Source organism: Maribacter litoralis (assembly GCF_003075045.1).
Taxonomy (GTDB): domain Bacteria; phylum Bacteroidota; class Bacteroidia; order Flavobacteriales; family Flavobacteriaceae; genus Maribacter; species Maribacter litoralis.
The window spans coordinates 302,693-327,256 of record NZ_QCZD01000001.1 but is presented as its reverse complement, the minus strand read 5'-3'; the positions used below and the strand labels follow the sequence as shown (position 1 = coordinate 327,256).

26 protein-coding genes are annotated in these 24,564 nt (G+C 34.8%); 10 read left to right on the top strand and 16 right to left on the bottom strand.

The window, feature by feature from the left end:
* Nucleotides 1-100 precede the first annotated feature (100 nt).
* The 4 genes from DCS95_RS01540 to DCS95_RS01525 form a co-directional block, all read right to left on the bottom strand.
* Nucleotides 101-400 (bottom strand): putative quinol monooxygenase, encoded by a 300-nt coding sequence (locus DCS95_RS01540; RefSeq protein ID WP_036154492.1) that lies wholly within the window; start codon nucleotides 398-400, stop codon nucleotides 101-103.
* A 61-nt stretch (nucleotides 401-461) separates the two neighbouring features.
* Nucleotides 462-1,091 (bottom strand): alpha-ketoglutarate-dependent dioxygenase AlkB family protein, encoded by a 630-nt coding sequence (locus tag DCS95_RS01535; RefSeq protein ID WP_116769087.1) that lies wholly within the window; start codon nucleotides 1,089-1,091, stop codon nucleotides 462-464.
* 78 nt (nucleotides 1,092-1,169) lie between these two features.
* Nucleotides 1,170-1,943, bottom strand: a complete 774-nt coding sequence (locus DCS95_RS01530) for a glycine betaine ABC transporter substrate-binding protein (protein ID WP_116769086.1) — start codon at nucleotides 1,941-1,943, stop codon at nucleotides 1,170-1,172.
* 57 nt (nucleotides 1,944-2,000) lie between these two features.
* Nucleotides 2,001-3,056, bottom strand: a complete 1,056-nt coding sequence (locus DCS95_RS01525; protein ID WP_116769085.1) for an L-dopachrome tautomerase-related protein — start codon at nucleotides 3,054-3,056, stop codon at nucleotides 2,001-2,003.
* Nucleotides 3,057-3,230: 174 nt separating this feature from the next.
* On the opposite strand from DCS95_RS01525, the gene DCS95_RS01520 reads away from it, so the two are divergent.
* The gene (locus DCS95_RS01520) at nucleotides 3,231-4,127 is read left to right on the top strand and encodes an AraC family transcriptional regulator (protein WP_116769084.1); all 897 of its coding nucleotides are present in this window, start codon (nucleotides 3,231-3,233) and stop codon (nucleotides 4,125-4,127) included.
* On the opposite strand, the gene DCS95_RS01515 is transcribed toward DCS95_RS01520, so the two are convergent.
* Entirely contained in the window at nucleotides 4,124-4,879 is a 756-nt protein-coding gene (locus DCS95_RS01515) for an aspartate/glutamate racemase family protein (RefSeq protein ID WP_244178357.1), read from the bottom strand. The two genes, DCS95_RS01520 and DCS95_RS01515, sit on opposite strands and share 4 nt — an antisense overlap.
* A gap of 239 nt (nucleotides 4,880-5,118) precedes the next feature.
* On the opposite strand from DCS95_RS01515, the gene DCS95_RS01510 reads away from it, so the two are divergent.
* The 4 genes from DCS95_RS01510 to DCS95_RS01495 all read left to right on the top strand — a co-directional run bounded on the left by DCS95_RS01510 (nucleotide 5,119) and on the right by DCS95_RS01495 (nucleotide 9,226).
* Nucleotides 5,119-5,859, top strand: coding sequence for an SDR family oxidoreductase (locus DCS95_RS01510; RefSeq protein WP_116769083.1), 741 nt, complete (start codon nucleotides 5,119-5,121; stop codon nucleotides 5,857-5,859).
* A gap of 22 nt (nucleotides 5,860-5,881) precedes the next feature.
* On the top strand, nucleotides 5,882-7,276 hold the full coding sequence (locus DCS95_RS01505) for an NAD-dependent succinate-semialdehyde dehydrogenase (RefSeq protein WP_116769082.1): 1,395 nt from the start codon (nucleotides 5,882-5,884) through the stop codon (nucleotides 7,274-7,276).
* A gap of 233 nt (nucleotides 7,277-7,509) precedes the next feature.
* Nucleotides 7,510-8,508 (top strand): NADP-dependent oxidoreductase, encoded by a 999-nt coding sequence (locus DCS95_RS01500; RefSeq protein ID WP_116769081.1) that lies wholly within the window; start codon nucleotides 7,510-7,512, stop codon nucleotides 8,506-8,508.
* A 40-nt stretch (nucleotides 8,509-8,548) separates the two neighbouring features.
* Entirely contained in the window at nucleotides 8,549-9,226 is a 678-nt protein-coding gene (locus DCS95_RS01495; RefSeq protein WP_116769080.1) for a type 1 glutamine amidotransferase domain-containing protein, read from the top strand.
* A 72-nt stretch (nucleotides 9,227-9,298) separates the two neighbouring features.
* Here DCS95_RS01495 and DCS95_RS01490 read toward each other — a convergent pair whose 3' ends face one another.
* Complete coding sequence (locus DCS95_RS01490; RefSeq protein ID WP_116769079.1) at nucleotides 9,299-9,841, bottom strand: dihydrofolate reductase family protein; 543 nt, start codon at nucleotides 9,839-9,841, stop codon at nucleotides 9,299-9,301.
* 207 nt (nucleotides 9,842-10,048) lie between these two features.
* Here DCS95_RS01490 and DCS95_RS01485 point away from each other — a divergent pair, with 207 nt between their 5' ends.
* A complete protein-coding gene (locus DCS95_RS01485; RefSeq protein ID WP_244178356.1) occupies nucleotides 10,049-11,512 on the top strand; it encodes a tetratricopeptide repeat protein in 1,464 nt (487 codons plus the stop codon).
* Between the two features lie 67 nt (nucleotides 11,513-11,579).
* Here DCS95_RS01485 and DCS95_RS01480 read toward each other — a convergent pair whose 3' ends face one another.
* The 7 genes from DCS95_RS01480 to DCS95_RS01450 all read right to left on the bottom strand — a co-directional run bounded on the left by DCS95_RS01480 (nucleotide 11,580) and on the right by DCS95_RS01450 (nucleotide 16,846).
* Complete coding sequence (locus DCS95_RS01480; RefSeq protein ID WP_116769077.1) at nucleotides 11,580-12,254, bottom strand: SCO family protein; 675 nt, start codon at nucleotides 12,252-12,254, stop codon at nucleotides 11,580-11,582.
* The gene (locus tag DCS95_RS01475; protein ID WP_116769076.1) at nucleotides 12,251-12,871 is read right to left on the bottom strand and encodes a toxin-antitoxin system YwqK family antitoxin; all 621 of its coding nucleotides are present in this window, start codon (nucleotides 12,869-12,871) and stop codon (nucleotides 12,251-12,253) included. Before DCS95_RS01475 ends, DCS95_RS01480 begins: the two co-directional genes overlap by 4 nt.
* Nucleotides 12,872-12,873: 2 nt before the next feature.
* Nucleotides 12,874-13,662, bottom strand: coding sequence for a YHYH protein (locus DCS95_RS01470; protein WP_116769075.1), 789 nt, complete (start codon nucleotides 13,660-13,662; stop codon nucleotides 12,874-12,876).
* A 239-nt stretch (nucleotides 13,663-13,901) separates the two neighbouring features.
* Entirely contained in the window at nucleotides 13,902-14,522 is a 621-nt protein-coding gene (locus tag DCS95_RS01465; RefSeq protein WP_164674100.1) for a hypothetical protein, read from the bottom strand.
* 8 nt (nucleotides 14,523-14,530) lie between these two features.
* Nucleotides 14,531-15,571 (bottom strand): YHYH protein, encoded by a 1,041-nt coding sequence (locus DCS95_RS01460; protein ID WP_244178355.1) that lies wholly within the window; start codon nucleotides 15,569-15,571, stop codon nucleotides 14,531-14,533.
* 36 nt (nucleotides 15,572-15,607) lie between these two features.
* The gene (locus DCS95_RS01455; protein ID WP_116769073.1) at nucleotides 15,608-16,360 is read right to left on the bottom strand and encodes a hypothetical protein; all 753 of its coding nucleotides are present in this window, start codon (nucleotides 16,358-16,360) and stop codon (nucleotides 15,608-15,610) included.
* Nucleotides 16,361-16,564: 204 nt separating this feature from the next.
* Complete coding sequence (locus tag DCS95_RS01450; RefSeq protein ID WP_116769072.1) at nucleotides 16,565-16,846, bottom strand: CREC-EF hand family protein; 282 nt, start codon at nucleotides 16,844-16,846, stop codon at nucleotides 16,565-16,567.
* 190 nt (nucleotides 16,847-17,036) lie between these two features.
* On the opposite strand from DCS95_RS01450, the gene DCS95_RS01445 reads away from it, so the two are divergent.
* The 3 genes from DCS95_RS01445 (at nucleotide 17,037) to DCS95_RS01435 (ending at nucleotide 19,496) form a co-directional block, all read left to right on the top strand.
* Nucleotides 17,037-18,107, top strand: coding sequence for a sensor histidine kinase (locus DCS95_RS01445; RefSeq protein ID WP_116769071.1), 1,071 nt, complete (start codon nucleotides 17,037-17,039; stop codon nucleotides 18,105-18,107).
* On the top strand, nucleotides 18,100-18,774 hold the full coding sequence (locus DCS95_RS01440; protein ID WP_116769070.1) for a LytR/AlgR family response regulator transcription factor: 675 nt from the start codon (nucleotides 18,100-18,102) through the stop codon (nucleotides 18,772-18,774). Before DCS95_RS01445 ends, DCS95_RS01440 begins: the two co-directional genes overlap by 8 nt.
* A 164-nt stretch (nucleotides 18,775-18,938) precedes the next feature.
* Nucleotides 18,939-19,496, top strand: a complete 558-nt coding sequence (locus DCS95_RS01435) for a DUF4494 domain-containing protein (protein WP_116769069.1) — start codon at nucleotides 18,939-18,941, stop codon at nucleotides 19,494-19,496.
* A 72-nt stretch (nucleotides 19,497-19,568) separates the two neighbouring features.
* Here the strand turns inward: DCS95_RS01435 and DCS95_RS01430 are convergent, their stop codons facing one another.
* The 3 genes from DCS95_RS01430 to DCS95_RS01420 all read right to left on the bottom strand — a co-directional run bounded on the left by DCS95_RS01430 (nucleotide 19,569) and on the right by DCS95_RS01420 (nucleotide 23,254).
* Entirely contained in the window at nucleotides 19,569-20,207 is a 639-nt protein-coding gene (locus DCS95_RS01430) for a fasciclin domain-containing protein (protein WP_116769068.1), read from the bottom strand.
* Between the two features lie 225 nt (nucleotides 20,208-20,432).
* Complete coding sequence (locus DCS95_RS01425) at nucleotides 20,433-22,562, bottom strand: catalase (RefSeq protein WP_116769067.1); 2,130 nt, start codon at nucleotides 22,560-22,562, stop codon at nucleotides 20,433-20,435.
* Nucleotides 22,563-22,750: 188 nt separating this feature from the next.
* The gene (locus tag DCS95_RS01420; protein ID WP_116769066.1) at nucleotides 22,751-23,254 is read right to left on the bottom strand and encodes a GreA/GreB family elongation factor; all 504 of its coding nucleotides are present in this window, start codon (nucleotides 23,252-23,254) and stop codon (nucleotides 22,751-22,753) included.
* 182 nt (nucleotides 23,255-23,436) lie between these two features.
* On the opposite strand from DCS95_RS01420, the gene DCS95_RS01415 reads away from it, so the two are divergent.
* The gene (locus tag DCS95_RS01415) at nucleotides 23,437-24,543 is read left to right on the top strand and encodes a Gfo/Idh/MocA family protein (RefSeq protein ID WP_116770112.1); all 1,107 of its coding nucleotides are present in this window, start codon (nucleotides 23,437-23,439) and stop codon (nucleotides 24,541-24,543) included.
* Nucleotides 24,544-24,564: the final 21 nt, after the last annotated feature.

The following is a 24,564-nucleotide window of genomic DNA, read 5'->3' as shown; positions in this document are numbered from 1 at the left end:
AGTGGCGAAATCTTAAAATATTGCCAAAACGAGCTTATTACAGGTAAAATTACCGGTTTTTAATACATTAATTTAATGTTAAGCCTTTATAATTACAATTCTAATTGGTAAGCTCTGTCATTTTATAAGCAGAAACATTCTCAAGCTTATCTTTAGAAGCAAGTCTATAGGCGGCAATGTGATCACTTTGTGAATGCTTGGTCAAATAATCTTGATTCACCCATTTCTCGTGGAATAAAAACAGATTCGGGTTATCGTTATCTTGATGTAAGTCGTAAGCAATACAACCTTCTTCTCCTCTAGTGGGACTAATAAGTTTTAGCAATTCGGCTTTTATTTCTTCTCTAAATTCTTCTTTTACTAAAATGTGTACCACCAAGGTTAAATAAGATTTTTTCATAAGATGTTGTAAATGGGTTCTAAAGTTAGAACTATAAAAGTAAAGATTGATGCCGGATAAATTAACCGATCCACCTAAAGGTTAGGTTAATTCTTGGGGAAATCTGTTTTGCGGTCTTCGGTATTTTATGTTTCCAGTTTTCTTGGGTGGCGCCTTGCATCAATAAAAGACTGCCATTTGCTAATGGAATGTCTACACGTTTTAAATCTGTTCTTGATACATGTTTTAATTGAAAGGGTCTGGTTGTACCAAAGGTAACTGAAGCAATAACTGTATTTTTTCGTTGTTCTCCTTTATAATCTTGATGCCAGTCTACGCTATCTTTTCCGTCGCGATAATAATTGAGCAAACAGCGTGTAAATTTGATAGCTACCTCCTTTTCTATACGTTCTTTAATGAAAAGTAAATCATCATTCCATAAATGCATTTTACTTTTTGTATTCGTGTATTTAATGTCTTTGTCAACATCTCCGTACCAAGCGGTCAACCTAGGGTAGTCTACCAGTTTACCGTGAATGGTAATTTGTTCTTGCTGCCACGGCGTATTATGAAGCAGACTTTTATACAGCTTGTTACTTTCTTCAATGCTGAAGAAATTTTCGAACAACGTAATATCCGCTCCTGGTAAATCAAAAGAAGTTTTAAGAACTTCTTCCGTTGAAAATAAATTGGTTTGATTAAATAAATCCATTTGTATTTCTTTCCACTTTAATGTGTTATAATTTGTCGGGGATTCAATTTAAAACTTACCTAAAGCCGTTGTTTGTTATTAGCGATTTTGCAACCATTTTTTAGTCACTTCGTCAATATCTTTTCCTTCACGAGAAACCTTATAATCTAACTCTGCAATGATATCATTTGTAAAGCGAAGACCATCCAATATCTCTAGTTGTGCTTTAGTAAATATTTCCTTTTTATCCTCCCGAAGAAGTAAAACCGCTTTGTCTACAATACCCAATAATCCTTTTGGTTCTTTAATTTCTCTGATGTTGTATTTGTAATGTAAAAACTGAGGTTTCCAAAGTGGTACAACCATCCATTGTTTCTCATCAACTGCATTTTCAAATGCATTAAAACAATCGTCTTCTGTTCCTGTATGAAAATTATAACCCGCAGCACTTAATCCGTAGGCTTCCATCATTTGAATAGAAAAACGTGTAATTCCAGCACCAGGATTTATACCCTGAATATCCTTCTTCATTTTAGATAACACCTCTGGTTTTAGTAAATCTGAAATAGCTGTAACATCTTCAGAAACGTAATCTGGAACACCCCAAAGTGCGTATGGTTTATAATGTAAGCCCAATTCTAGCAAGGGAACCTCTTTCTCTACATCGTTTTTGTAAATTCCGTGACTAGATGGCAACCAAGCCGAAGCCAGCATATCTACTTGTCCGGATTTTAAACGCTCAAAATTTTCTTGGTGTGGAGCAAATTCACGTTTCACATCAAAACCCATTTCTAATAAGGTATTAGTCACCAAAGAAGCTGCAATACGGTGAAAAGATAAATTGGTTACGCCTATTTTTAGTGTTGTTTTCATAATTATATACATTAAAAAAACGCACCTTTAAAAGATGCGTTTGTACATTGAGGGAATTTACTTTACCAATTCAGTTTTGATTACTAAATAAGGTCCTACACTTTCTTCTTTACCATTGTTTAATGCTGCCGTTTTATTTAATTGGTCTACTGTACCATAAATAAACCCATCGTTAGCAACATACAAACCATCAGGCCAGGTTTGTCCTTCAGGAATTTTAGCCAATGTTTTATATTCGTTTTTAGTGGATAATCCTATTTCGCCATCAACCACATTGGTTACATAAACATTACCATTTGCATCTACTTCCATACCGTCTGAAAACGATTTTACACCGAATTTCTCAATAGTACTAACTAACTTTTCATCAGAATCAAAACTACTTGCTGGTACTCTATACATCGTTTTTCCATGTAATGCTCCGTAGTATACCCAATTATTCTGTGGGTCAATAGCTATTGGATTTAATGCAAAACCGCCTTCCATCTCTGGCATCATTGAAGGGTGGCTCTGTGCCATTCGTTTAGCGCTGCCACTTTCTGTATCTATGACTATAAATGCTGGCTCAGGAGCACTTTTTAAATCGCCTTGTGTCATATCTGCAATAATTACTCGGTTATGTTTTTCATCAATAATAAAGTCTTGTAAAAAACTAGCCGGTTTTACAACAGCTTCAGGAATTGCAATGGTTTTTACAAGCTCTTCATTTTTAGTATTCCAAACCACAAATTGTTTGGCACCCATATCTAAAAGCCATAAGTTGTCTTGGCTGTCCGCTCTAATACCAATTACAGCTTTTAAAATTGAATTTTCACCTGTTGTATATTTTGCATTTGGGTAAGCTACATTTTCACCATCCTTATTCAATTCAAAAACTTTAGTTGTTGGTGACACTAAAGGATTCATACTAACAAACAATCTTCCATTACTGGTCAGTGCTAAGTTACCAGGTCTGATGTCTTGACTAGAAAAAACGGTTTCAACAGTTTTTATATTATTTGAAACAACATTTGTTGCCACAATATCTTCATTCTGACTTTTCTTCTTTTCGTTTGGTGATTTACACATCATAAATACAGATGCTAAAACGGATACTAATAGTACTTTTTTCATATAATTATTTTTTTAAAGTTTTAATCATTTTTTAAATACATGGCAAAAATATTGGTATTAGCATCTTTTTTAAAGTATTAAAAAAGGTTAATAATGTATATTTAAAGGATTGTTTAAGCAATAAGTAGAGTTTTATCGGTAAATAGTATATTTTAGCACAAATAATAGATAAAAATGCAAGTATTAGAAGCGTATAAACCTTTTGAAATACAAGAAATTGAGCTGACGGATTGGAAACAACGACCCGTTAAAAATAATTTTTTTGAGCTGGTTTTAATAAAGGAAGGAGAAGGTACCCAGTGCATCAACTACAATGATTATGCCTATGGCAAGAATAGTATGTTTTTGTTACCTCCGTTAAAATGCCATTCTTTTACCATTGAAAAACCGACACGTTTTGTCTTTTTAAAGTTTACCGATTCTTTCTTTAAAAATGCGAACAGAATCACTATTGATAGAAATGAGTGGTTTAAAGAGGCATCGTACATTTTGTCCAATTACAATCAGTTGCCGGGTGATATCATTAAGAACGAATTAGACCGTAATTATCTTGAAAACCTTATTGAGATGATACTTCAAGAGTCTAGAAATTATGGGGAAGAGTCTATAAATTTAGTGACTAGTTTAATGACTAGCATATTGGAAATTCTGATCCGTAATATTAAAAAGAGCAGTTATTTTGAATTGGCAAAAAGTAATTCAGATGATAGAATTACTAAAATGTTAACCTATATCAATACCAATATAGACAAAACGGAATTGCTAAAAGTTGAAAATTTAGCCGATGTTTTTCAGATGTCGCCTACCTATGTAAGCGAGTATTTTAAAAAGCAGGTGAACATGTCTTTACGCGAATACATTATAAAGGGAAAGCTTAAATTGGTAGAAATTCGTTTATTGAATTCCGACTTCCGTTTAAATGAAATAGCCGATGAATTGGGCTTTACAGATGTAAGTCACTTATCCAAAACCTTTAAACGCTATACCGGTACATCAATACGGGAATTTAAGAATAATGGTGAATATATGTTATTGAAAAGAGCATCGTGTACACCAACGCCAAGTGCTTAGGCGATCATTTCCATTTTTTTGGATTCTCTAATTAACGCGCTAGCTAAAACGGTTGTGGCATCAATAATCAAGCTATCCTCTATTTTTTCGTATTGTATAGCAAGCGGAATCTCGGTACAGCCTAAAATTACGGCTTGGGCGCCTTTTCTTGATAAGTACGTCGCTGCCATACCCAAATTTTCTTTTGCTTTTTGATTTACAGGATTTGAAAAAGCCTTTATACCATATGATGTATCGTAAATAGAAGGGTGTACAAATAAATCTTGAATATCTTCAGATGGTTGTATAACTTCAATATTGTACCTGGACAATACTTCTGGGTACACCTTGGCAAGAATAGTACCTGTAGTACCTAAAACCCCTACCCTAGTAATTTCCGGATGCTTTTCAGAAATATATTTCCCCACTTCTTCAATAAGGTTGACCAAAACACACGATTCTGGTATGCTTTTCTCAATTAAGCTTAATATTGGTTTAGCGTGTGCCGTGTTACATGGAATACCAATAATACTTGCCCCGCTAGCGATTAAAGAAGCAATTATTTCAGATATGGCTATACCTGGGTTAATTTCTGTTTCACCCAACAGGTATTTAGTACGGTCAATGATCTTATGAGGAACTGATAGCATAGATACCGGTAAGTGATCTTGATCAGAACTCGCTTCGGTAAGGTCGTAGACCTTTTTAATTAAATCAATACCAGCGTAACTACCCACACCACCAACTATACCTATCATTTTATTTGTCATCATAATCTAATCTTTAGCTAGAAAAAGAAATAAGGCACCAAATTAAGAGCATTTAAATCAGTAATGGTCTTAATAAATCTATAATTTCTAATATATCCTTTGATCAGTTATAATTACAACCGTTTTTTTGACTTGAATAGGTGAAAATGTAGCGCAATACTATATCCGTCAATAGTTAAATTCTTATGGTCAATACTAGCCGATTATAGCTTCTATATTGTGATAAATCAAATAAAAACACAATGAAAATAGAAGATAGCGTAATAATTATAACTGGTGCATCTAGCGGAATTGGTAGAGCAACAGCAATCAAGTTAGCCGATAACGGAGCCAAGGTAGTATTAATGGCCAGAAGCGAAGATGAACTGAACGATCTAAAGTCCGAAATCACTAAAAAAGGTGGAGAAGCCATTGTAGTAACAGGTGACGTGACAAAGAAAGATGATTTTCAAAATGTAGTTTCTAAAACCAAAAGAGAATTTGGAAAAATAACCGGTCTTATCAACAATGCCGGTTTAATGCCACTATCATTTGTAGAAAAGCTGAAAACAGATGAATGGGAAAAAATGGTAGATGTTAATATTAAAGGTGTACTTAATGGTGTTGCCGCTGTTTTACCAGAATTAAAGGAGAATAAAGGTGGTAATATCATCAATATTTCTTCTATGGCTGCCAATAGATATTTTCCAGGTGGAGCGGTGTACTGCGCTACAAAATCTGCCGTAAAAATGTTTTCGGAAGGATTACGTCAAGAATTGGCACCTAAATACGGAATCAACATTACCTCTATTGAACCAGGTGCGGTAGCTACAAATTTAACCAGCACAATTACCGATGAGGATATCAAAGAAAAAATGGAAGAAATGCAAAAAATGGAAACATTGGAAGCAGAAGATATTGCAAATTCCATCTATTACGTGTTAACACAGCCAGAAAGAGTAAACATCAACGATGTTTATTTGGTGCCAAGTGAACAACAATAATTTTAATCTAATAAAATAATATATGTCAACGACAACAAAACAGAATACATTCAAAACAATAAACCCTACATCGGGAAAAGAAATTTCTTCACATACCTACATGACAGATGAGCAGGTTGAAGAAAGCATTCAACAGTCGCATGAAGCATTTTTAAAGTGGAAAACTAAGAGTGTTGAAGAACGTGGAGAAATTATTAAATCTATTGGTAAAGAACTTCAGAATTATAAGAAAGAACTTGCTGAGTTAATGACCGATGAAATGGGAAAATTGCTAAAACAAAGTAATCAAGAAGTTGATTTATGTACGGCAATTTGTAATTATTCGGCAGAAAATGCGCCAGAGTTTTTAAAGAGCGAAAAGCGTGAACTTTCCAATGGAGGAAAAGGTATTGTAGCCTATTCGCCTATGGGAATCATCTATGGTATACAACCATGGAACTACCCTAGTTACCAAGTATTGCGCTATACGATAGTGAACTTGATGGCTGGTAATAGTATTTTGCTAAAGCATGCATCGAACGTAACAGGAACAGCAAAGTTACTGAAGAACATTTTTGAGACAGCAGGTTTACCCGCAAATCTTTTTAATGTAATGGTGATAGAACATGAACAATCTAATGCCATTATAGCGCATAAACTAGTACGTGGTGTTACCTTAACAGGTAGCCCGGTGGCAGGTGAAAAAATTGGAGAAAAAGCCGGTGCACAATTAAAGAAAACAGTGTTGGAATTAGGTAGTAATGATGCCTATTTGGTACTGGATGATGCAGATATAGATTTAGCCGTAGAAAAAAGTGTTATGGGGCGTATCTATAACAATGGAGAAACTTGTATTGCCGCAAAGAGATTTATCGCTACGGAAAAAGTATACGATGAATTTAAGGAAAAGTTTGTGAAGGCGATGGATGCTCTAAAAGTTGGTGATCCTAAAAATGAAGATACCGAATTAGGACCTATGGCGCGTGAAGATCTTAGAGATAAAATTCATGAGCAAGTACAGGAAAGTGTGGAAAAAGGAGCCGATGTATTGTGCGGAGGAAAAATTCCTGAAGGGGAAGGTTACTTCTACCCTGCTACTGTACTAAGTAATGTAAAACCAGGTCAACCCGCTTATGATGATGAATTATTCGGTCCTGTTGCTTCTCTAATAAAAGCGAAAGACAACGAAGATGCTATGCGTATTGCTAATGATAGTAGATTTGGTCTAGGTGGCGGAATATTTTCCAAAGATGTTGAAAAGGCTACAGAACTAGCAGAAAAACATTTTGACACAGGAATGGTATTTATAAACTCCTTCGGATTGGCAGAGCCAAGTATGCCTTTTGGCGGAGTAAAAGATTCCGGTTATGGACGTGAACATGGAGGATTCGGTATGAAAGAATTTGTCAATGTGAAGTCCATCATGATTATGGATTAACTATTTGAACATTAAAAAGCACCTCTATAGGTGCTTTTTTTTAGACCGTAATTATGGTCCATTCTATAAACCTATGTTAAAAAATGAATGTTCATTCTTTTTTTTAAATATCTTTGAACTGTAGTTATAGTCAAACATAAATACAAAGGAATTTTCAATAGACAAATACCTTATTTAATAGGTGTTGACAAAAATTCCAGCTAGAAATTATTATAAAAATTAAAACATAACTTATGAGTAAGTCAATTAATTTAAAACAACGTCCGGTAGGTACTCCTACCCTGTCCGATTTTGAATTTAATGAGTTGGACAATGATTTAACCGTCTCTGAAGGTGAAGTCTTGTTAGAGGCAAAATATATATCGGTAGACCCTTATTTACGTGGTAGAATGAGCGATGCTAAATCTTACGTACCACCATTTAAAGTTGGTGAGCCAATCAGTTCGGGTATCGTAGCAGAGGTGTTGGAGTCTAAACATGAAGATTATAAGAAAGGGGAATTCGTATCCGGATTATTGGAATGGAAAGAACAACAAATTTCCAACGGAGAAGGCTTACAGAAAGTGGATAAAAGTAAGGCTCCTTTAAGTGCTTTTTTAGGTATTGTGGGTATGACCGGCTTAACAGCTTATTTAGGCCTTCATGAAATTGGAAATCCTAAAAAAGGTGAAACTCTAGTAGTATCTGGTGCAGCAGGTGCCGTAGGTAGTGTTGTAGGCCAGATAGGGAAAATTCTTGGGTTGAATGTTATCGGTATAGCCGGAACAGATGAAAAAATTGATATGCTAAAATCTGAATTCGGTTTTGATCATGGTATCAATTACAAAACTACTGACGACATGAAAGCGGCAATCGAAGAAGCAGCACCTAACGGAGTAGATATTTATTTTGACAATGTAGGCGGACCAATATCTGATGCCGTATTGTTCAACATAAATCAGTTCGCACGAATAATTATATGTGGAGCAATTTCAGTGTATAATAAAACTGAAACACCTATGGCGGTTGCCGTACAACCCTTCTTGGTAAAGAACAGTGCATTAATGCAAGGGTTTATTGTACGTAATTATGCCGACAAGTTTCCACAGGCAATGAAACAATTATCTACATGGTTAGGAGAAGAAAAACTGACCTATAAAGAAACGATTGTTGAAGGTTTTGAAAACACTCCCCAAGCATTTTTGGATATGATGGATGGTAAGAAAAAAGGCAAAATGATAGTTAAAGTCTAATTTGTAGACTAATTATAAATCAAAATTTAATATAATAAAGATGAAAATATTGTTTGTATTAACCTCTCATGATCAGTTGGGAGACACAGGAAAAAAAACAGGATTTTGGGTTGAGGAGTTTGCTGCTCCCTATTATGCCCTGTTTGACAAAGGTGCTGAAATTACGGTTGCTACCCCAAAAGGTGGTCAAGCACCGATTGACCCAAGTAGTGATACGGAAGATGCACAAACAAAAGATACCAAACGCTTTAAAGAAGATAAAGCGGCACAAGATGTAATTGCGAACACAAAAGTACTTTCAGATTTAGATGCGAGTGATTTTGATGCGGTTTTCTACCCTGGTGGTCACGGTCCTTTATGGGATTTGGCTAATGATGTTACTTCTGTAAAGCTAATAGAAGCATTTAACGAGCAAGAGAAGCCTATCGCATTTGTTTGTCATGCACCAGCAGCGCTTAAAAGAGTTTCTGGTACAGATGGTAATCCTTTGGTAAAAGGCAAAAAAGTTACCGGTTTTACCAATTCAGAGGAAGAAGCCGTTCAGTTAACGAATGTAGTTCCTTTCTTGGTAGAAGACATGTTACAGGAAAATGGAGGTATCTATTCTAAAAAAGAAGATTGGGCAGCATATGCGGTTCAAGATGGTAATTTAATTACAGGTCAAAACCCTGCATCATCTGAATTGGTTGCAGAGAAGTTATTGGCAGCACTGAAATAAGAAGTTTAGTTTGGTTGTTAGGTAATAGTCCAGAAAATCACTTGGTTTTCTGGACTATTTTGTTTTAAAATATTACGAATTATAATTTATAGAATACGTATTAAATACCAGTCCACCATCATAAGATTCGGTGTCCGTGAGTACTAATTGATAACCAGATGTAGATTCCCCAAATAATCGTACACCAGCTCCTAAGATCAAGGGGTTGATTTTAACCTTAATGACGTCTATAAATTGATTATCGAAAAGCCATCCGGCAAAAACGCCACCTCCACATAAGTAAATATCTGTGGTTGAGTTTTGTTTCAGTTCTTTAATCTTATCTAAGTCGTAATCAGAAATAATATGTACTTGATCACTTTTACTATCGAACTGTAAAGATTTAGAGAAAATATAATGCTGCATGTGCGCATACGCTGGCTGCCCAGGTTTTAATCCGTAGGCATATCCAAATTCATAGGTGTCTTTACCCATGATCGTAGTTTCAAATCCCTTTAAATCAGACATATATTTTGTGACCCCACTACCCTCACCTACAAATCCGCTGATATCACCATCGAGTCCACAGATAAATCCGTCAATAGAAATAGCTACGTAATAAACTATCTTGTTCATTATTATTGTTTATTTCTTCATAATTTACAATTTAGGTTTTATATTTTGATAATTTAGTTAGGTTAACTTATTGCATATTAATACATTAACTGTAACAAAATTTAAAATAAAACATCTTTACTAGCGAATACTAATCGAAGAATCATGCGGTTTACTATATTATTCCTTTATCTTTTTTTTATCATTTTATCTTATGGACAAACTTCTTTGAAAGATATTAATCTTGACAATGGAATGTTTACTGTGGGATTTAAACATTATAATGCTATTGATAGTACAAGAACCTATAGAATACATAATGGCTTTAACAATCAATATATCAACAGACCTATTCCAATCAGTATTTGGTATCCTGCAACAATTGAAAAAAAAACAGACTCGTTAATTGTTTTAGATTATCTAAAAGTCTTAAAAGAAGAAGAAGAATGGAAAAACTTACCAGATGAATTTTTATTGGATTGGTTTCCGTATTTATGGAATACACCAGAAAATAAATTGCATTTAATGGAAAATGTTAGCGCTTTTTTTAACGCTAAGTTTTTAAAGGGAAAATTTCCCGTCATTGTATATGCACCTAGCTATCAAGCTTCATCAATAGAAAATTTTGCCATGTTCGAATATTTGGCTAGTAATGGTTTTGTCGTGATCTCTAGTCCTTCAAGAGGAACGGAGACCAGATACCTAGAAGGTGGAACTACAAAGGATATGGAAACTCAATCTCGGGATGTGGAGTTTCTTTTAAAGGAAATAAATAAATATGAAAATATTGATGTGGAAAGAATAGCACTTATGGGTTTTAGCTTTGGCGGATTATCAAATGCTATAACGGTTATGAAAAATCAGCGTATAAAGGCTTTGGTTAGTTTAGATGGTACTGAAAGATATAATTATTCTGTTCTTGAAAAATCAGCTTATTTTAACTTAGATAATTTCAATGTTCCTTATATTCATTTTGCCCAAAAAGAAATTCCAAAAGAAGTATTGATTAGCGATAAAATTTCTGCAAATGTAAATTATGAGTATATATTATTTGACTCTTTGCGGTACAGTACTATTTACAGCTATAGATTTCACGATTTAACCCATTCCTATTTCAGTACTTTTGGTGTTTTGTTTACGAATAGAGATAAAAGACAGGATAAAAGTGATGATAAAATTATGGCTTCCTATAAATTATTATCCGAACATACTTTGAATTTTCTAGCTATGACTTTAAAAAATCAAAAAACAGGCACAGAGTTTATTGAAAACAGTATAAAAGAAAATGGCTTTTCTGAAACGTTGGTTTCAAAAAAAAGTAAACCTGCTGAAATAAGAGAGTTCAATTATCAGGATTTTATTGATTTGGCACTTAACCAAGGTTATCAAGATTTAATTTCGTTATTTCAAAAAACTACTGTAATACATCCAAAGTTAGAACTTAAAGAAGGAATGCTCAACACTCTAGGTTTGCGATTATCCTTTAATCCTAAAACAGCACAACAGGGCGTTAATGTTTTTTTATTGGCATTACATTTATATCCTAAATCAGCTAACTTATATGATAGTTTAGGCGAAGCTTATTTTTATAATAATGATTATAAAAGTGCTATTAATAGTTATAAGAAATCGTTGGAATTAAATCCTTCAAATCAAAACGCAATAGATAGATTAAAACAACTCCGTAAATAATTCCACCATCGGGGAACAATTAGGTTCATGCCTTCAAAATAAGCTAAACTTAGTCCGCCATGTATTTTTAAATCTCTTCTAGCAAAGCATCCACATCAGTTATCAATTGAGCTATCGAAGCTCGGTTTAGTCCGTTGTAGATACCTCGTATATGCTTGTTTTTATCAATCAACAGAAAGTTTTCTGTGTGTAGAAAATCATTGATATCCTTAGGGATGCCTAAATCATTTTCCACAAAATATTCATTTCTGCCCAAGTTGTAAATTTCAGTTTTATCACCGGTCACCAAGTGCCATTTAGAATCAATAACTCCGTTCTTTTCAGCATATGTCTTCAATACAGAAACGGAATCGATTGACGGGGTTACGGAGTGCGATAAAATAGCAACCTCAGGGTTGTCTAAGAATGCCTCTTGTACCTTGGTCATATTATTGGTCATTTTTAAACAAATTCCTGGGCACGTAGTAAAAAAGAAGTCCGTTATATATACTTTATCTTCAAATGATTTTTGGGTTAGGGTATCCCCTAACTGATCAACTAGCTTAAAATCTGGAATTTTGTGAAACTGTTTTTCCTCCTCAGAATTTGGGGTTAACCAATGTGGAGTAAAAGATTCATCGTTATAATAGGGCAAGTACTCTACCCTACTAGTCTCTTTAACCTGTATGTTCTCTTTTTTTACTGTCTGTTTGCAAGCAGAAAAAAGAATTAAGGTAGCTATATAAAATATGGGCTTTTTCATAATGTTTCATTTTCTGATCTAACCACAACTTCATCTTCTAATTGGTAACAAGAATTTGCTCTTCGTAACCCAAATATACGTCCGTTTTTAGCTTCATAATTGACATATAAAGTACCGTTTTGTAGCCAAGCTTTTTGTAGCCCCTCTTCCTTACCGTTGACCAATTGTCTTTCTTTTGCCAATTGACCGTTTGCATACCATTTTTTCTCTACACCATGCATCTTGCCATTAATATAATTGGCTTCTTGTGCTAATTGTCCGTTTTCCCACCAAGTTTTATAAGAACCTTCAAGGCGATTGTTTTTATAATGGTATTCAACGCGAAGTACTTCATTAGCTGACCATCTTTTGGCAACTCCTTCTCTCTTTCCATTTACAAAACCCACCTTTTCCGCCAAAGAACCATTTTCATGTAAGTTTAAAGCATAACCATCATAAGGTGAGTTTTTGTAATACCAAGTACCTTCTAATTGATTGAGTGTCAATTCTTCCTTAAATTTTGTTTCCTGTTTTATGGTCACAGGTTCTGTTGTTTTGGCTTCAGTTTTGGGTGTAGTATTACAGCCCAGTTGTAAAACCAGAACAATCAAAATAATATGGAAGTTGAGGGTTCTCATTTTTAATATCCTTGAAAAGGACCTGCAAATGCTAAATAAGATCCAGTGGTTGAATACACTTCGTTAATAATGTGATAGTGATATTCTTCTTCACCATCTGAATATTGAGTTGTAGAAGTATGACCGCCGGAAGCGTCTAAATCCGTAGGATAATCTCCGGTAGCACTACATTTTCTTCCGTAGAGAAATACTCCGTCCAATAATATACCTACAAGGTTATCGTCATCATTGGTAAAAGCCTTTGGCTCTAGGTGATAATGATACACACCCGGACCAATATGTGCTCCTGTCCAATCTAAACTTGCCGCAGCTTGATCCAATGCGCCACCACCTTCTTGGTCGTTAAATAAAGAAGATCCGCTAACCGCGATACCAATGGTACCTAATTCTGTTTGTACCGTACTACCTGTCAAATTTGGGGTAGCATCAACACGAATGGTTGTAGCATTGTTATTACTGGACATAATACTTGGTGTAAGGGCTACATCTGGCTCTTCTTTATAAAGAGAGTTTCCTTCTCCCCAATAAACCGTCTCATGATTAGGAAGACCAGTGGTTTCAATAACTACTTCAGAACCATCTAAGTACACGGTAACCGCGTCTGTATTAAAAGCACTGTATGCTGCATGAAGTTCTGTTGCAATTTCTTCATCATCCTCTTCATCAGTACTTACAATATCTTCAAAAACATCATCATCTACACTATCACTACTACAAGCTAAAAGTGTTATAAATGATAAGGCTAAAACTAGCGAAGATTTTGGGATACTATTAAATCTGTTTTTTTTCATAATTGTTAATTTAATGGGGATTTTATAAGTGTCTTTAAATGAATTTTTAGTTGGATAAATCTGTATTTTTTTATGATCGTTTAAGTTTACGGCACAAGTATAATCATATGTTTATATGGAATTTTTATTAATCAGTGAACTACCGATTGTATTAAGCGAATGACCGATGTTTTAAAGTTGATGAATTTTTGATAGGTTGTAAAAATCAAAAAATCTAACCGCTAATTGTAATAATTAGGTTATTCAATAGGAACTTTTGAAAGAATGGTCTTTTGAACGATAAAGCTAAATACCAAAAGACTAATTACAATTATTATGGCAAAAGTAGAATTGAAGCTTGCATTCTGTTCGTTGGCCTCAATAAACTTATTTCCGCTTGCTATAAGTTCTAGTGTATGACCATTGTCGTAATTTAAAACAAACTGGTCTTTTTGAAAACCGTCTTTAAATAAAAACAGTGCACTTTGGCTCTTTGAAATATCATTGAACGCTGTGTTTTTTATATGAATGGACTGTAAATCTGAATCGATACCAAATACCTCAAAAACGACTTTGGTTTCATGCCCTAGTTTTACAACCCCATTACCCAAAGTAATTTCAGAACCATCATTAAAGTTTATCTCAAGATTATTTTTTATGTGAGATAAAACCATTTGTTGAAACTCCTCGGGGGAATTATAAGGAGTTTCGGTAAAATGGGTTCTAACCTCTTGTTGAAAAGCAGTTAATGAAGAACTGATCTGTAGTATCCATGTGCCATCTCCTTTTTCTACCAGCATTGTGGTAGATGCATCAGGATTGTGGGCATGCCCAAATAATATGAACAGTACGGTACAGATAGTTAGGATATACTTTTTCATAGCATCTATTAATTAACGTAGGCACCTTTAAGCCCATCTATAAAATTATTATTGCCAGCTGCATCTACGTGGTAGTGATAACCTCTGGTGTCATCTTCATGGCCTCTTAATTCATCTAGATCCGTAGCTTCAACACCTTCACTGTCCTTCAATTCATAAATTCCAAATCCGTCTAAGGCATAACCAATTAAAGCTGCATGACCATCTTCTTGAACAATCTTGGTACTAAAACCTGTAGCAGCATGATAATGATATCCTTGGTGTACGTTGATATGACCACCGGCATCGTCAAAAGGTGCCAAGGTATAGGCGCCAAGAATATTATCTACAGGTGCCGGAGCAGAAAATTCGATACCGTTTAAGGCAACACCACGTGTAGATGGTACAGTGGTTGTTTGCGGACCTTGTGCAGCGGTATTAAAAAGTACTGGAGTATTTTGAGCCACTGGAGTGACGGGTATGGTCCAAGTCTGATTTAAATTTGTAATATAAGATGGTATGCACTCTACACAAAAATTTTCGTATTCTGCACCCACGTTTGGGTTGGCCGCATTAATACAATCATCTTCGGTATCGGTAATATAAATGTTTCCGTTTTCATCATACATCATCCAATTATCATCGTTATAGAATTCAGCTAAATTCTCTACAAAGGCACCATCAACATCATAAACTTCTCCACTTTCTAACCAAATTCCGCCTGCTTCGGCACTATCACCAATGTTTTCTGGGCACCATGGTCCCATTTCATGATCACCGGGCAAGCTCGTTGTTACTATTTCATAGCAATCGGTTTCTGTACCATCTGATAGTGTACATGGTACCGTGGTTATGGTAACCGACCCATCTTCGGTATAGAAATATGAAGCATCTACGCTTACCACACTTGTGTCTTCATCTGTAGAGTCATTATCGGTAACCGTATCTTCACCATCTTCTGTCACCAAATCATCTGAAGAGGCATCATCGCTACTACAGCCAACAAAACTCATAATGGCAAAGGTGAAAATAAAGAAAGCCAAAACGTGATATATACTTTTCTGTATCATAGTTGAATGCTTTAAATTGATGTTGTTTTAAAGTGTTTAAGATCTGTTCAGTTCTTGATTCAATTTTGTGGCAATTATTTTTGTTTTATTCCTTAAGTTCTTAGCAATCGAAAGCTGATCTTTAGTCTGCAGCAACCTGTCTATTACACTATTTTGATATTCCCTACTAACCAGTAGTTCAGAATAGTTCGATGAATTACCATAATTTTTTATGCGCTGATAATTATAACTGTCTTCCGGTAAAATTTCTATTAAAGAAATATGCTTTTCTATAACCGGTTTTAATCGCTCGGTAATAATATTTTCAATCTTACCCTGCTGTATGTTAAAATTATCAAGTTCGTTCGGGTAAGCAGCAATCAGCTTTTTAAGGGAATCACTTTCAATAAATTCAAACTTATTGGTGGCGTTTATCGAGTTTATCGCTTCATCTCTAACGATGGTTTTATGATAGTTTAAATTAACGATCATTGATTTGGCATCGGATGTTAGGTCCGTGGGTTCCACACCTAGGTAGTTGATAGTATTTTGTAAGGTTTGAATATTTTTAGTGTAATCTGCAATAGCACTATCTAATACTCCCAAATTGGTGTTTAGCTCTTGACTTAAGCTTTTATAGATTTTTACTTCTACGATCCTATTTTTTCTAGATTCATTGAGATCATTGATTTTCCATGCAATTAAAAGACCAATTACAATCAGTAGAATTTCACCTAAAGCATATATTAAATAGGTTTTGAACTTTTCTAGTTGTAATAGTTGACTTCTAACCTTTCTGAATAAGACCATTTATAATATGCTTACCTTATTAATAAGAACGAACTAGAGAAAAGCCCGTTTGTGAATGAATTGAAAACATAATCGATAATTTGACGCAAGCCCGCAGAATATTTAATTCTCAATTATTTAGTAATTAAAGCATCATGGTTCGCCATGATGCTTTGGGCTAATTTTCAACAAAAATTATTGAAAGGGTAAATGTTTTTGAGACACCTAGTTTCTAGGTCTTCCTTTTGGTTTTGGAGCCTCGTCGAATTCTTCTTCAGAAATAAATCCATCTTCATTGGTATCTATTTCAGAAAAGTTATCCTTTAAAGGACCTTTTACTTCTTCTTCAGATAGCTGGCCATCTTCATCTGCATCCATTTCTTCTAAAAGTTTAGCATATGTAGGTGGTTCTTTTCTTTCTCCTTTAGATTGTGCGTTAACGGCTACAGTTCCAAATGCAACCAACATAGCAAATAACAATCCGGTTTTTAATGTAATACGTTTCATACTTTTCTATTTTAACAACTAATATTTGATAGCAAAGATGTAAGAATCTTTAATGCTGAATGACCATTTTAAGTGTTTACCGTTTACTTTTAAGTGAAATTAGTCTTACGTTCTGTAAACACTTTGATTATCTCTATTTAGACCCTTGCTTTTGAGGTTCATTTGAAAAATTATTCCTTTTATTTGCAGCATGAACAGACATAAGAATTTTATTTTTCACGCAGCGTTATGGCTACTTATATGGGTTACCGCGTGGATATTTACAGGTAGCGAAATTCAATTTTTAGATGAAAACTCGTTGGTAATTGTATTTCAAATAGCGGTCATTGCCTGTTTAATTTATTTTACGATACCACAACTTTTACTGAAAAAAAAATATGTACTGTTTACCGTGGTTTCTGTAGCCATTGTTATAGTTGCTACATTAATTCTTACAAATATTATTGGTGATCCCTTATTGGGCGCTAATTCTGATTTTGGTGCAGGTCCGGATTTGGGACGCAGACCAGGACCACGATTTGAAAATGGTCCGCGAATGGAGGCTAATCGTAGACCACCATCTCGATTTTTTATTAACCTTCTTTTAATTGTAATTGCCTATGTAATAGCAACATTGGTAGAAATTTTTCTATTTGCGCAACGTAAAGAGGAAGAAATGATCATCAATAAAAATGAAGCATTACAAACAGAATTGAAGTTGTTGAAATCGCAGATCAATCCTCATTTTTTATTTAATGCATTGAATAATATTTATGCGTTATCGGCAATAGATGCTGTTAGAACTCAAAAAAGTATCAGTTACTTGTCCGACATGCTGCGATATGTTCTCTACGAATGCGAACAAGAAATTGTACCCTTATATAAAGAGATAGATTATATTGAAAACTACATTAAGTTGTTTTCGCTTAAAAGCAGTAAAAAGTATCCTATAACAACTACTTTTTCCATAGAAGACCAGAACGTTCCTATCGTACCCATGTTATTAATTCCTTTTTTGGAAAACGCCCTAAAACATAGTAATATTGAAAAAATTGAAGGCACATTCATTAATTTGAAGATTAGTTCATTTGCCGATGGTATTAATTTTGAATTGGAAAATTCTAAACCCGAACATAGTATAGTTAAGGATGATGTAGGCGGTATTGGTATAGAGAATGTAAAGAAACGTTTAGCTATCTTGTATCCTGATCGTCATGAATTGGTTATTAACGAAACTTCATTGGCATTTAAGGTAAATTTAAAACTCCAGTTGCATGAATAGTATAGACTGTATAGTAGTAGATGATGAAGAGTTGGCAAGGTCATTATTGATTACATACATTGATAAATTAGAGTTTTTGAATTTGGTAGGAGAAGCCGAAAACCCATTAGAGGCTTTGAATATTATGAAGGAAAAACCAGTAGATCTTTTGTTTTTAGACATTCAAATGCCAGAGATAAAAGGAACTGATTTTGCAAAGATGTTGGGTGAAAAAACCAAAATCATCTTTACTACGGCCTATTCTCATTATGCTTTGGAAGGATATGAATTAAATGCGGTGGATTATCTATTAAAACCTATAACGTTTGAACGTTTTGTTACTGCCGTTAATAAAGTGCAAACCAAAAGTTCCATTGAAAAATTGGATACGATCACAATTAAATCTGGCTATGATCTGCATAAAGTAAAGTACGATGATATTCTTTATGTAGTTAGTGACAGTGAGTATGTTACCTTTCATTTAAAATCAAAGAAAATTATTAGTAATCAACGCTTAAAAACGTTAGAGCAAGAGCTACCAAGTTCTCTTTTTATGAGAGTACACAGGTCATTTATCATTAATAGAAACTACGTTACCGGATTAAAGGGACGAGACCTACAGCTATCGGACGTAAATATACCGGTTAGTGACTCATATTACGATCATGTAAAACAAGAACTGTTTTAAACCTGAAAACAATTTTCTATTTATTTCTACACTACTTTTAGTAAGTATCTAGCTGTTAGATGCCTATGCCGTAATTTTCAAAATTGTGAATATCTATTGCTTTTTTTAGGGTAGCAAACTATAGCTAAGAAGTATATTTAGCACCCCAAAAAAAATATTAAGTTATGAGTGCAACATGGTACGAGTGTAAAATAAAATATAGAAAATTAGATGATGCTTCTGGTATGTTAAAGGTAAAGACAGAACCATTTTTGGTAGATGCAATATCTTATACCGAAGCAGAGAGTAGAATAACCGAAGAGATGTCGGTTTATTTGAGCGATACCGAAGAAATTAAAATTACGAATATTAAGGTGGCCAACTACGCCGAAATACACCCTTTTGAAAATTCTGATAGATGGTTTAAATCAAAAGTGTCATTGATAGCCTTTGACGAAGAAAGTGGTAAGGAGCGTAAAACGAACATGTATCTTTTGGTACAGGCGAACGATGTAAAAGAAGCTTATGACAATACCATGAGTGTTATGAAAGATACTATGGGCGAGTATTCTGTGCCTTCTATTTCTGAATCACCTATTATGGATGTGTTTCCATATTTTTCTGGAGAGGAAGACGATATGGAACGCTTAGAAAAATTCAATACTTTAAAAGATTCCGTACCTGTTGATAACACAATGGATGAAGAGTTGGAGCTTAGTGATGTAATGAGCAGCGAAGAATAAAAAGCCTTAAATATTAAAATAAAAAAGAGGACCAATTAGGTCCTCTTTTTTATTTCATGGCAACTTAAACAATTACTTCATTATAAGCACATCATTAATAACGTGTACTACTCCGTTAGAAGCTTTTACATTGCCTAAAACAACTTCTGTTTTGTTTCCTTTTTCGTCCTTTAGCTCAATTTTATCATTTTTAAGACTAGCGGTTATCTCATGACCACCCACAGTTGTAAAAGTGTATTTTCCATTAGAACCTTTAATTGCGGCTACCAGTTTATCACTAGTTATTACCCCAGATACTACATGGTATTGTAACACCTTGGTCAGCATTTCCTTATTTTCAGGTTTCCCTAGCTCAGCAATAGACATTTTTTTAGGTAATTTTTCAAATGCATTATTTGATGGCGCAAATACCGTATAGCTACCAGGTTCTGATAACATTTTATCTAAATCTGCTGCCTTTACTGCAGATACCAGTGTACTTAACTCTTCATTTTCACTCGCAACAGCGGCAATACTGGTAGCCATCATTTCCTTTTGCTTGGCTTCCTCTTGTGCTTTAGCTTCTTGGGCTTTCATTTCTGCTTCTTCCATTGCCACTTTTTCTTCCATGGCTTTTTTATCCGCATCTACTTTGGCTTGATCTTTACAAGCACTTAATGCAAATATTGCAATGGCAACACATACTAGATTTTTAATATTTCTTGTTTTCATAATTTATAGTTTTAATTTGATTATTAATAGTACTCACCTATATTTAGCTAAGTGATGCTGAACTTTACCTAGATTATTTTTGTTGTTGCTCTACCTTTCTAAAGATTTATGTTAGATTAAATTACTTACGCAATTTTCAGCATAGGGTTCAGAACTCTTTAAAAGAAAAGAATCCATTGAAGTATTAAATCTTCAATGGATTCATACACATGAGCAACATATTAATTATACTGGTACTTTATCAGAAAGTTCTCTTCTTTCCCAGTTACGATGTTTTGCAATGCTTTTGATAAAATTAGATGCGGAATCGTTGATATGAACGGCAGTGTCATCTTTAAAATTAGATACGAAAGAATGGTCTAAAACCTGTTCGCCTTCTTCGTCGACCGCTATAGCTTTACAATACTTAAAAGTCTCATTGACGAATTTTATATATTTTCCATTATTGGTCAATGTCTTTACAGATTCTTCACCACCCGGAATGTAAATAGCATCGAAAAGAACACTTTCTGTAGTGGTAATGGAAGCATCGACCTTATGGTCTACACCTTGATCGCATTTGACAGTGCCACCATGTGGTGCAACTATGTTCATTACTGCACCTTCTTTTTCCAGTTTTTCTTTTATCGGTTTATAGTTTTCCATACTAAACCCATCTGCAACTAGCACAGCTACTTTTCTTGTAGCAATACTATCGAATTTTGTATTTGCCATGCTTAATGCTTCTGACTTTTCTAAATAGATTTTCTTTTTTCCGGGTTGATGCTTTTCAATTTCGGCATCAGCACCAATAGCTTGGTTTATGGGTCTTTCTATATCCTTCGGTATTTCCATACCTAACCCCTTGGCAACGGTATCGGCAAGCTCATCATCAATTTGAGAAATTAGATATAGCATACGTTGCTTAATATGATCATGGTTGCATTTACCTAATTCAAAGGTATAAGCAGCAGCAACATGTTCTTTTTCCCAATCTGCCAAACTTCTATAAAACAATGCTGGTTGAGAAAAATGATCACTAAAACTTGCGCTACGGGTTCTTATTTTTTTGGCATCTATTCGCTCTTCGTAAGAATGAAATGCGCCTTCTGCCATTTTAGATAAATGAGGACAACCACCACTTAAACTATTAGGGAAATATGCTGTTTGCCCTTTTGGAATTTCCATTTGCATGTGAGCATCCCGTTGATTGTTATGTGTATCTACAACCGGACGATTGATTGGAATCTGATGAAAATTAGGACTGCCTAAACGCGATAATTGAGTATCTCTGTATGAGAATAAACGTCCTTGTAATAATGGATCGTTAGTAAAATCGATACCAGGCACTATATGACCCGGTAAAAACGCTACTTGTTCCGTTTCGGCAAAGAAGTTCTCAGGGTTCTTGTTGAGCGTCATTTTACCAATAATTTTAACCGGTACCATTTCTTCGGGAATCAATTTGGTAGGGTCTAATAAATCGAAATCATATTTATGTTCATCGGCTTCTGGTACAATTTGTACACCTAGCTCCCACTCTGGGTATTGTCCCGCTTCAATGGCATCCCATAAATCTCTTCGATGAAAATCAATATCAGCTCCGTTTATTTTTACTGCTTCTTCCCATGTAACGGAATGTACACCTAAGGTTGGTTTCCAATGGAATTTCACAAAATGGGCTTCACCTTTATCGTTAATTAATCTAAAAGTATGTATACCAAAACCTTCCATCATGCGAAAGCTTCTAGGAATTGCCCTATCGCTCATAACCCAAATATGATTGTGCAATGTTTCTGTAGCTAATGAGACAAAATCATAAAATGTATCATGTGCAGACGCCGCTTGTGGAATTTCCTTATTTGGTTCCGGCTTTACGGAGTGTATTAAATCTGGAAATTTCATAGCGTCTTGTATAAAGAAAATCGGCATGTTATTACCAACAAGGTCCCAAGTACCTTCTTGAGTATAAAACTTTACGGCAAATCCTCTTACATCTCTTGCTAAATCTGGAGATCCCTTGGATCCGGCTACGGTTGAAAAGCGAACGAATACAGGAGTTTTGCGTGTAGTATCGGTAAAAATTCCTGCTTTACTATATTCTTCTAAGCTTTCGTACAATTCAAAATACCCGTGGGCAGCACTACCTCTTGCATGTACAATACGCTCTGGTATACGTTCATGATCAAAACTTGTAATCTTCTCACGAAGTAGAAAATCTTCTAATAAGGTTGACCCACGTTCACCAGATTTTAAGCTGTTATTTGTATCGTTAACCTTTAAGCCTTGGTTTGTGGTTAGGGCTTTATCGGTCAAATCTTTTTTATAGTTCTCTAAGTCTTTTTGTTTTGCGGTATCGGTTGTTTTCTTTTCCATTCTATAGACGTTTTAATATTGATTGCCATAAAATTACTGGGAATAAAAAGGTATAATTAGCTGTGAAAAATCAAAAAAAGACTCTAAAGAAAATAAAAGGTCAATTATTGTGATATTTAAAATGATCATAGTTGACTGATTTTCAGTGTGTAGGGTGTAACAAAAGAACGGAGAAGTCTTTCTTTAAGCTAAGAATATCGAATACCTACAATTTTAAATGTACGGTCTGTTTTTCCAATTTTGAGTACGGCAACTTCATTTACTTTTTTGCCAATTAGCACTCTTGCTATTGGTGAGAGAAAAGAAATTTTATTATCTGCAATATTAGCCTCATCTACACCTACAATTTGAAACTCTTTAGGTGTTTTGGCATCCCCAATTAATAAAGAGACTAAAGCGCCAAAACGAACTTCGTTTAACGGTTGGTCATTTAAGTTCACAACTTTTGCCGAAGAAATACGCTCATTCAATAGCTGTAATTTGGCATTGATTAAATTGATGGCAATGCGTTGTTCTTTTTCATTATCTTGATGGGACAATTCTTTATCCTTTATCAGTCTGTCCTTCTCACTTACTAATTTATGTAAACCTGTTTCGGTTACATAGTTGGTGGCGCCTAATGGCAAGTCTGCCCTTGGTGGTACCATTGGTATTTCTTCCTGATCCTCTTCTTTTACAAATCCTCTGCTCATCGAAATAATTTTAACATGCAATTTATGGGATGTCTTCCTACTTAATTGATGACATACAACACATCTTTGTCTCAAAAAAGAGATATTCTTTATATATCAAGAATCCGTTGTCAATTGTAATTTTAAAAGATGTAGTTTCATTATATTTAAGTACTTATAAATCATCAAACAACAATTTACTCATGAGTTCAAGAAGAAATTTTATAGAAAAGCTATCCATAACCGCGGTAGGTCTACCGTTATTGCATAGTCCCGCTCAATTGTTCGCAAGTTCCACAGAACCATACGACGGACCCATTTTAAAAGTTGCCATAATGGGATTGGGTAGCTATGGTACCCGTGTTGCCAAGGCAATGGAAGATTGTAAAAGGGCAAAACTGGTTGGTGTCATCAGCGGTACACCTTCTAAAATTAAAAAATGGCAATCAAAATATAATTTACCAGATAAAAACTGCTACAACTACGAGAATTTTGATGCTATTAAGGACAATCCGGATATTGATGCCGTTTATGTAATTACACCCAACGGATTGCATAAAGATCAGTCTATACGAGTCGCCGAAGCGGGTAAGCATGTTATCTGTGAAAAACCAATGGGCGTCAATGCAGAAGAAGGTCAAGCCATGGTTGATGCCTGTAATGCTGCAAATGTAAAATTACTGATTGGGTATCGAATGCATTTTGAACCCAAAACGGTTGCAGTAATACAGATGCGAAAAGACGGTGCTTTTGGTGAAACAAAATTTTTCCAAGGTCAATCTGGTTTCACCATTGGCGACCCAACACAATGGCGCTTAAACAAAGAACTTTCAGGAGGCGGTGCAATGATGGATATTGGTATCTATTCAATTAATGGTGCACGTTATATGTTGGGTGAAGAACCTGCTTGGGTTACCGCTCAAGAAACGAAAACCAATCCTGAAAAGTTTAAAGAAGGTATTGATGAAACCATACAATTTCAAATGGGTTTTCCTAGTGGTGCCGTTGCAAATTGTTTATCGACCTATAATATGAATAATTTAGACCGGTTTTTTATGACCGGTTCTAAAGGATTTGTTGAAATGCAACCTTCTACAGGATATGGACCCATTGAAGGCAAAACACATAAAGGAAAACTGACCCAGCCCCATGTTACCCACCAAACTTTACAAATGGATGGTATGGCAGCTTTAATATTTGAAGGAGTTCAACCCATTGTTCCCGTTGATGGCGAAGAAGGCGTTAAGGACATGAAAATTATTGATGCCATATTCCTAGCGGCAAAAACAAGAGATAAAGTGATGTTATAAATTGAACCGATAATTGTTGGA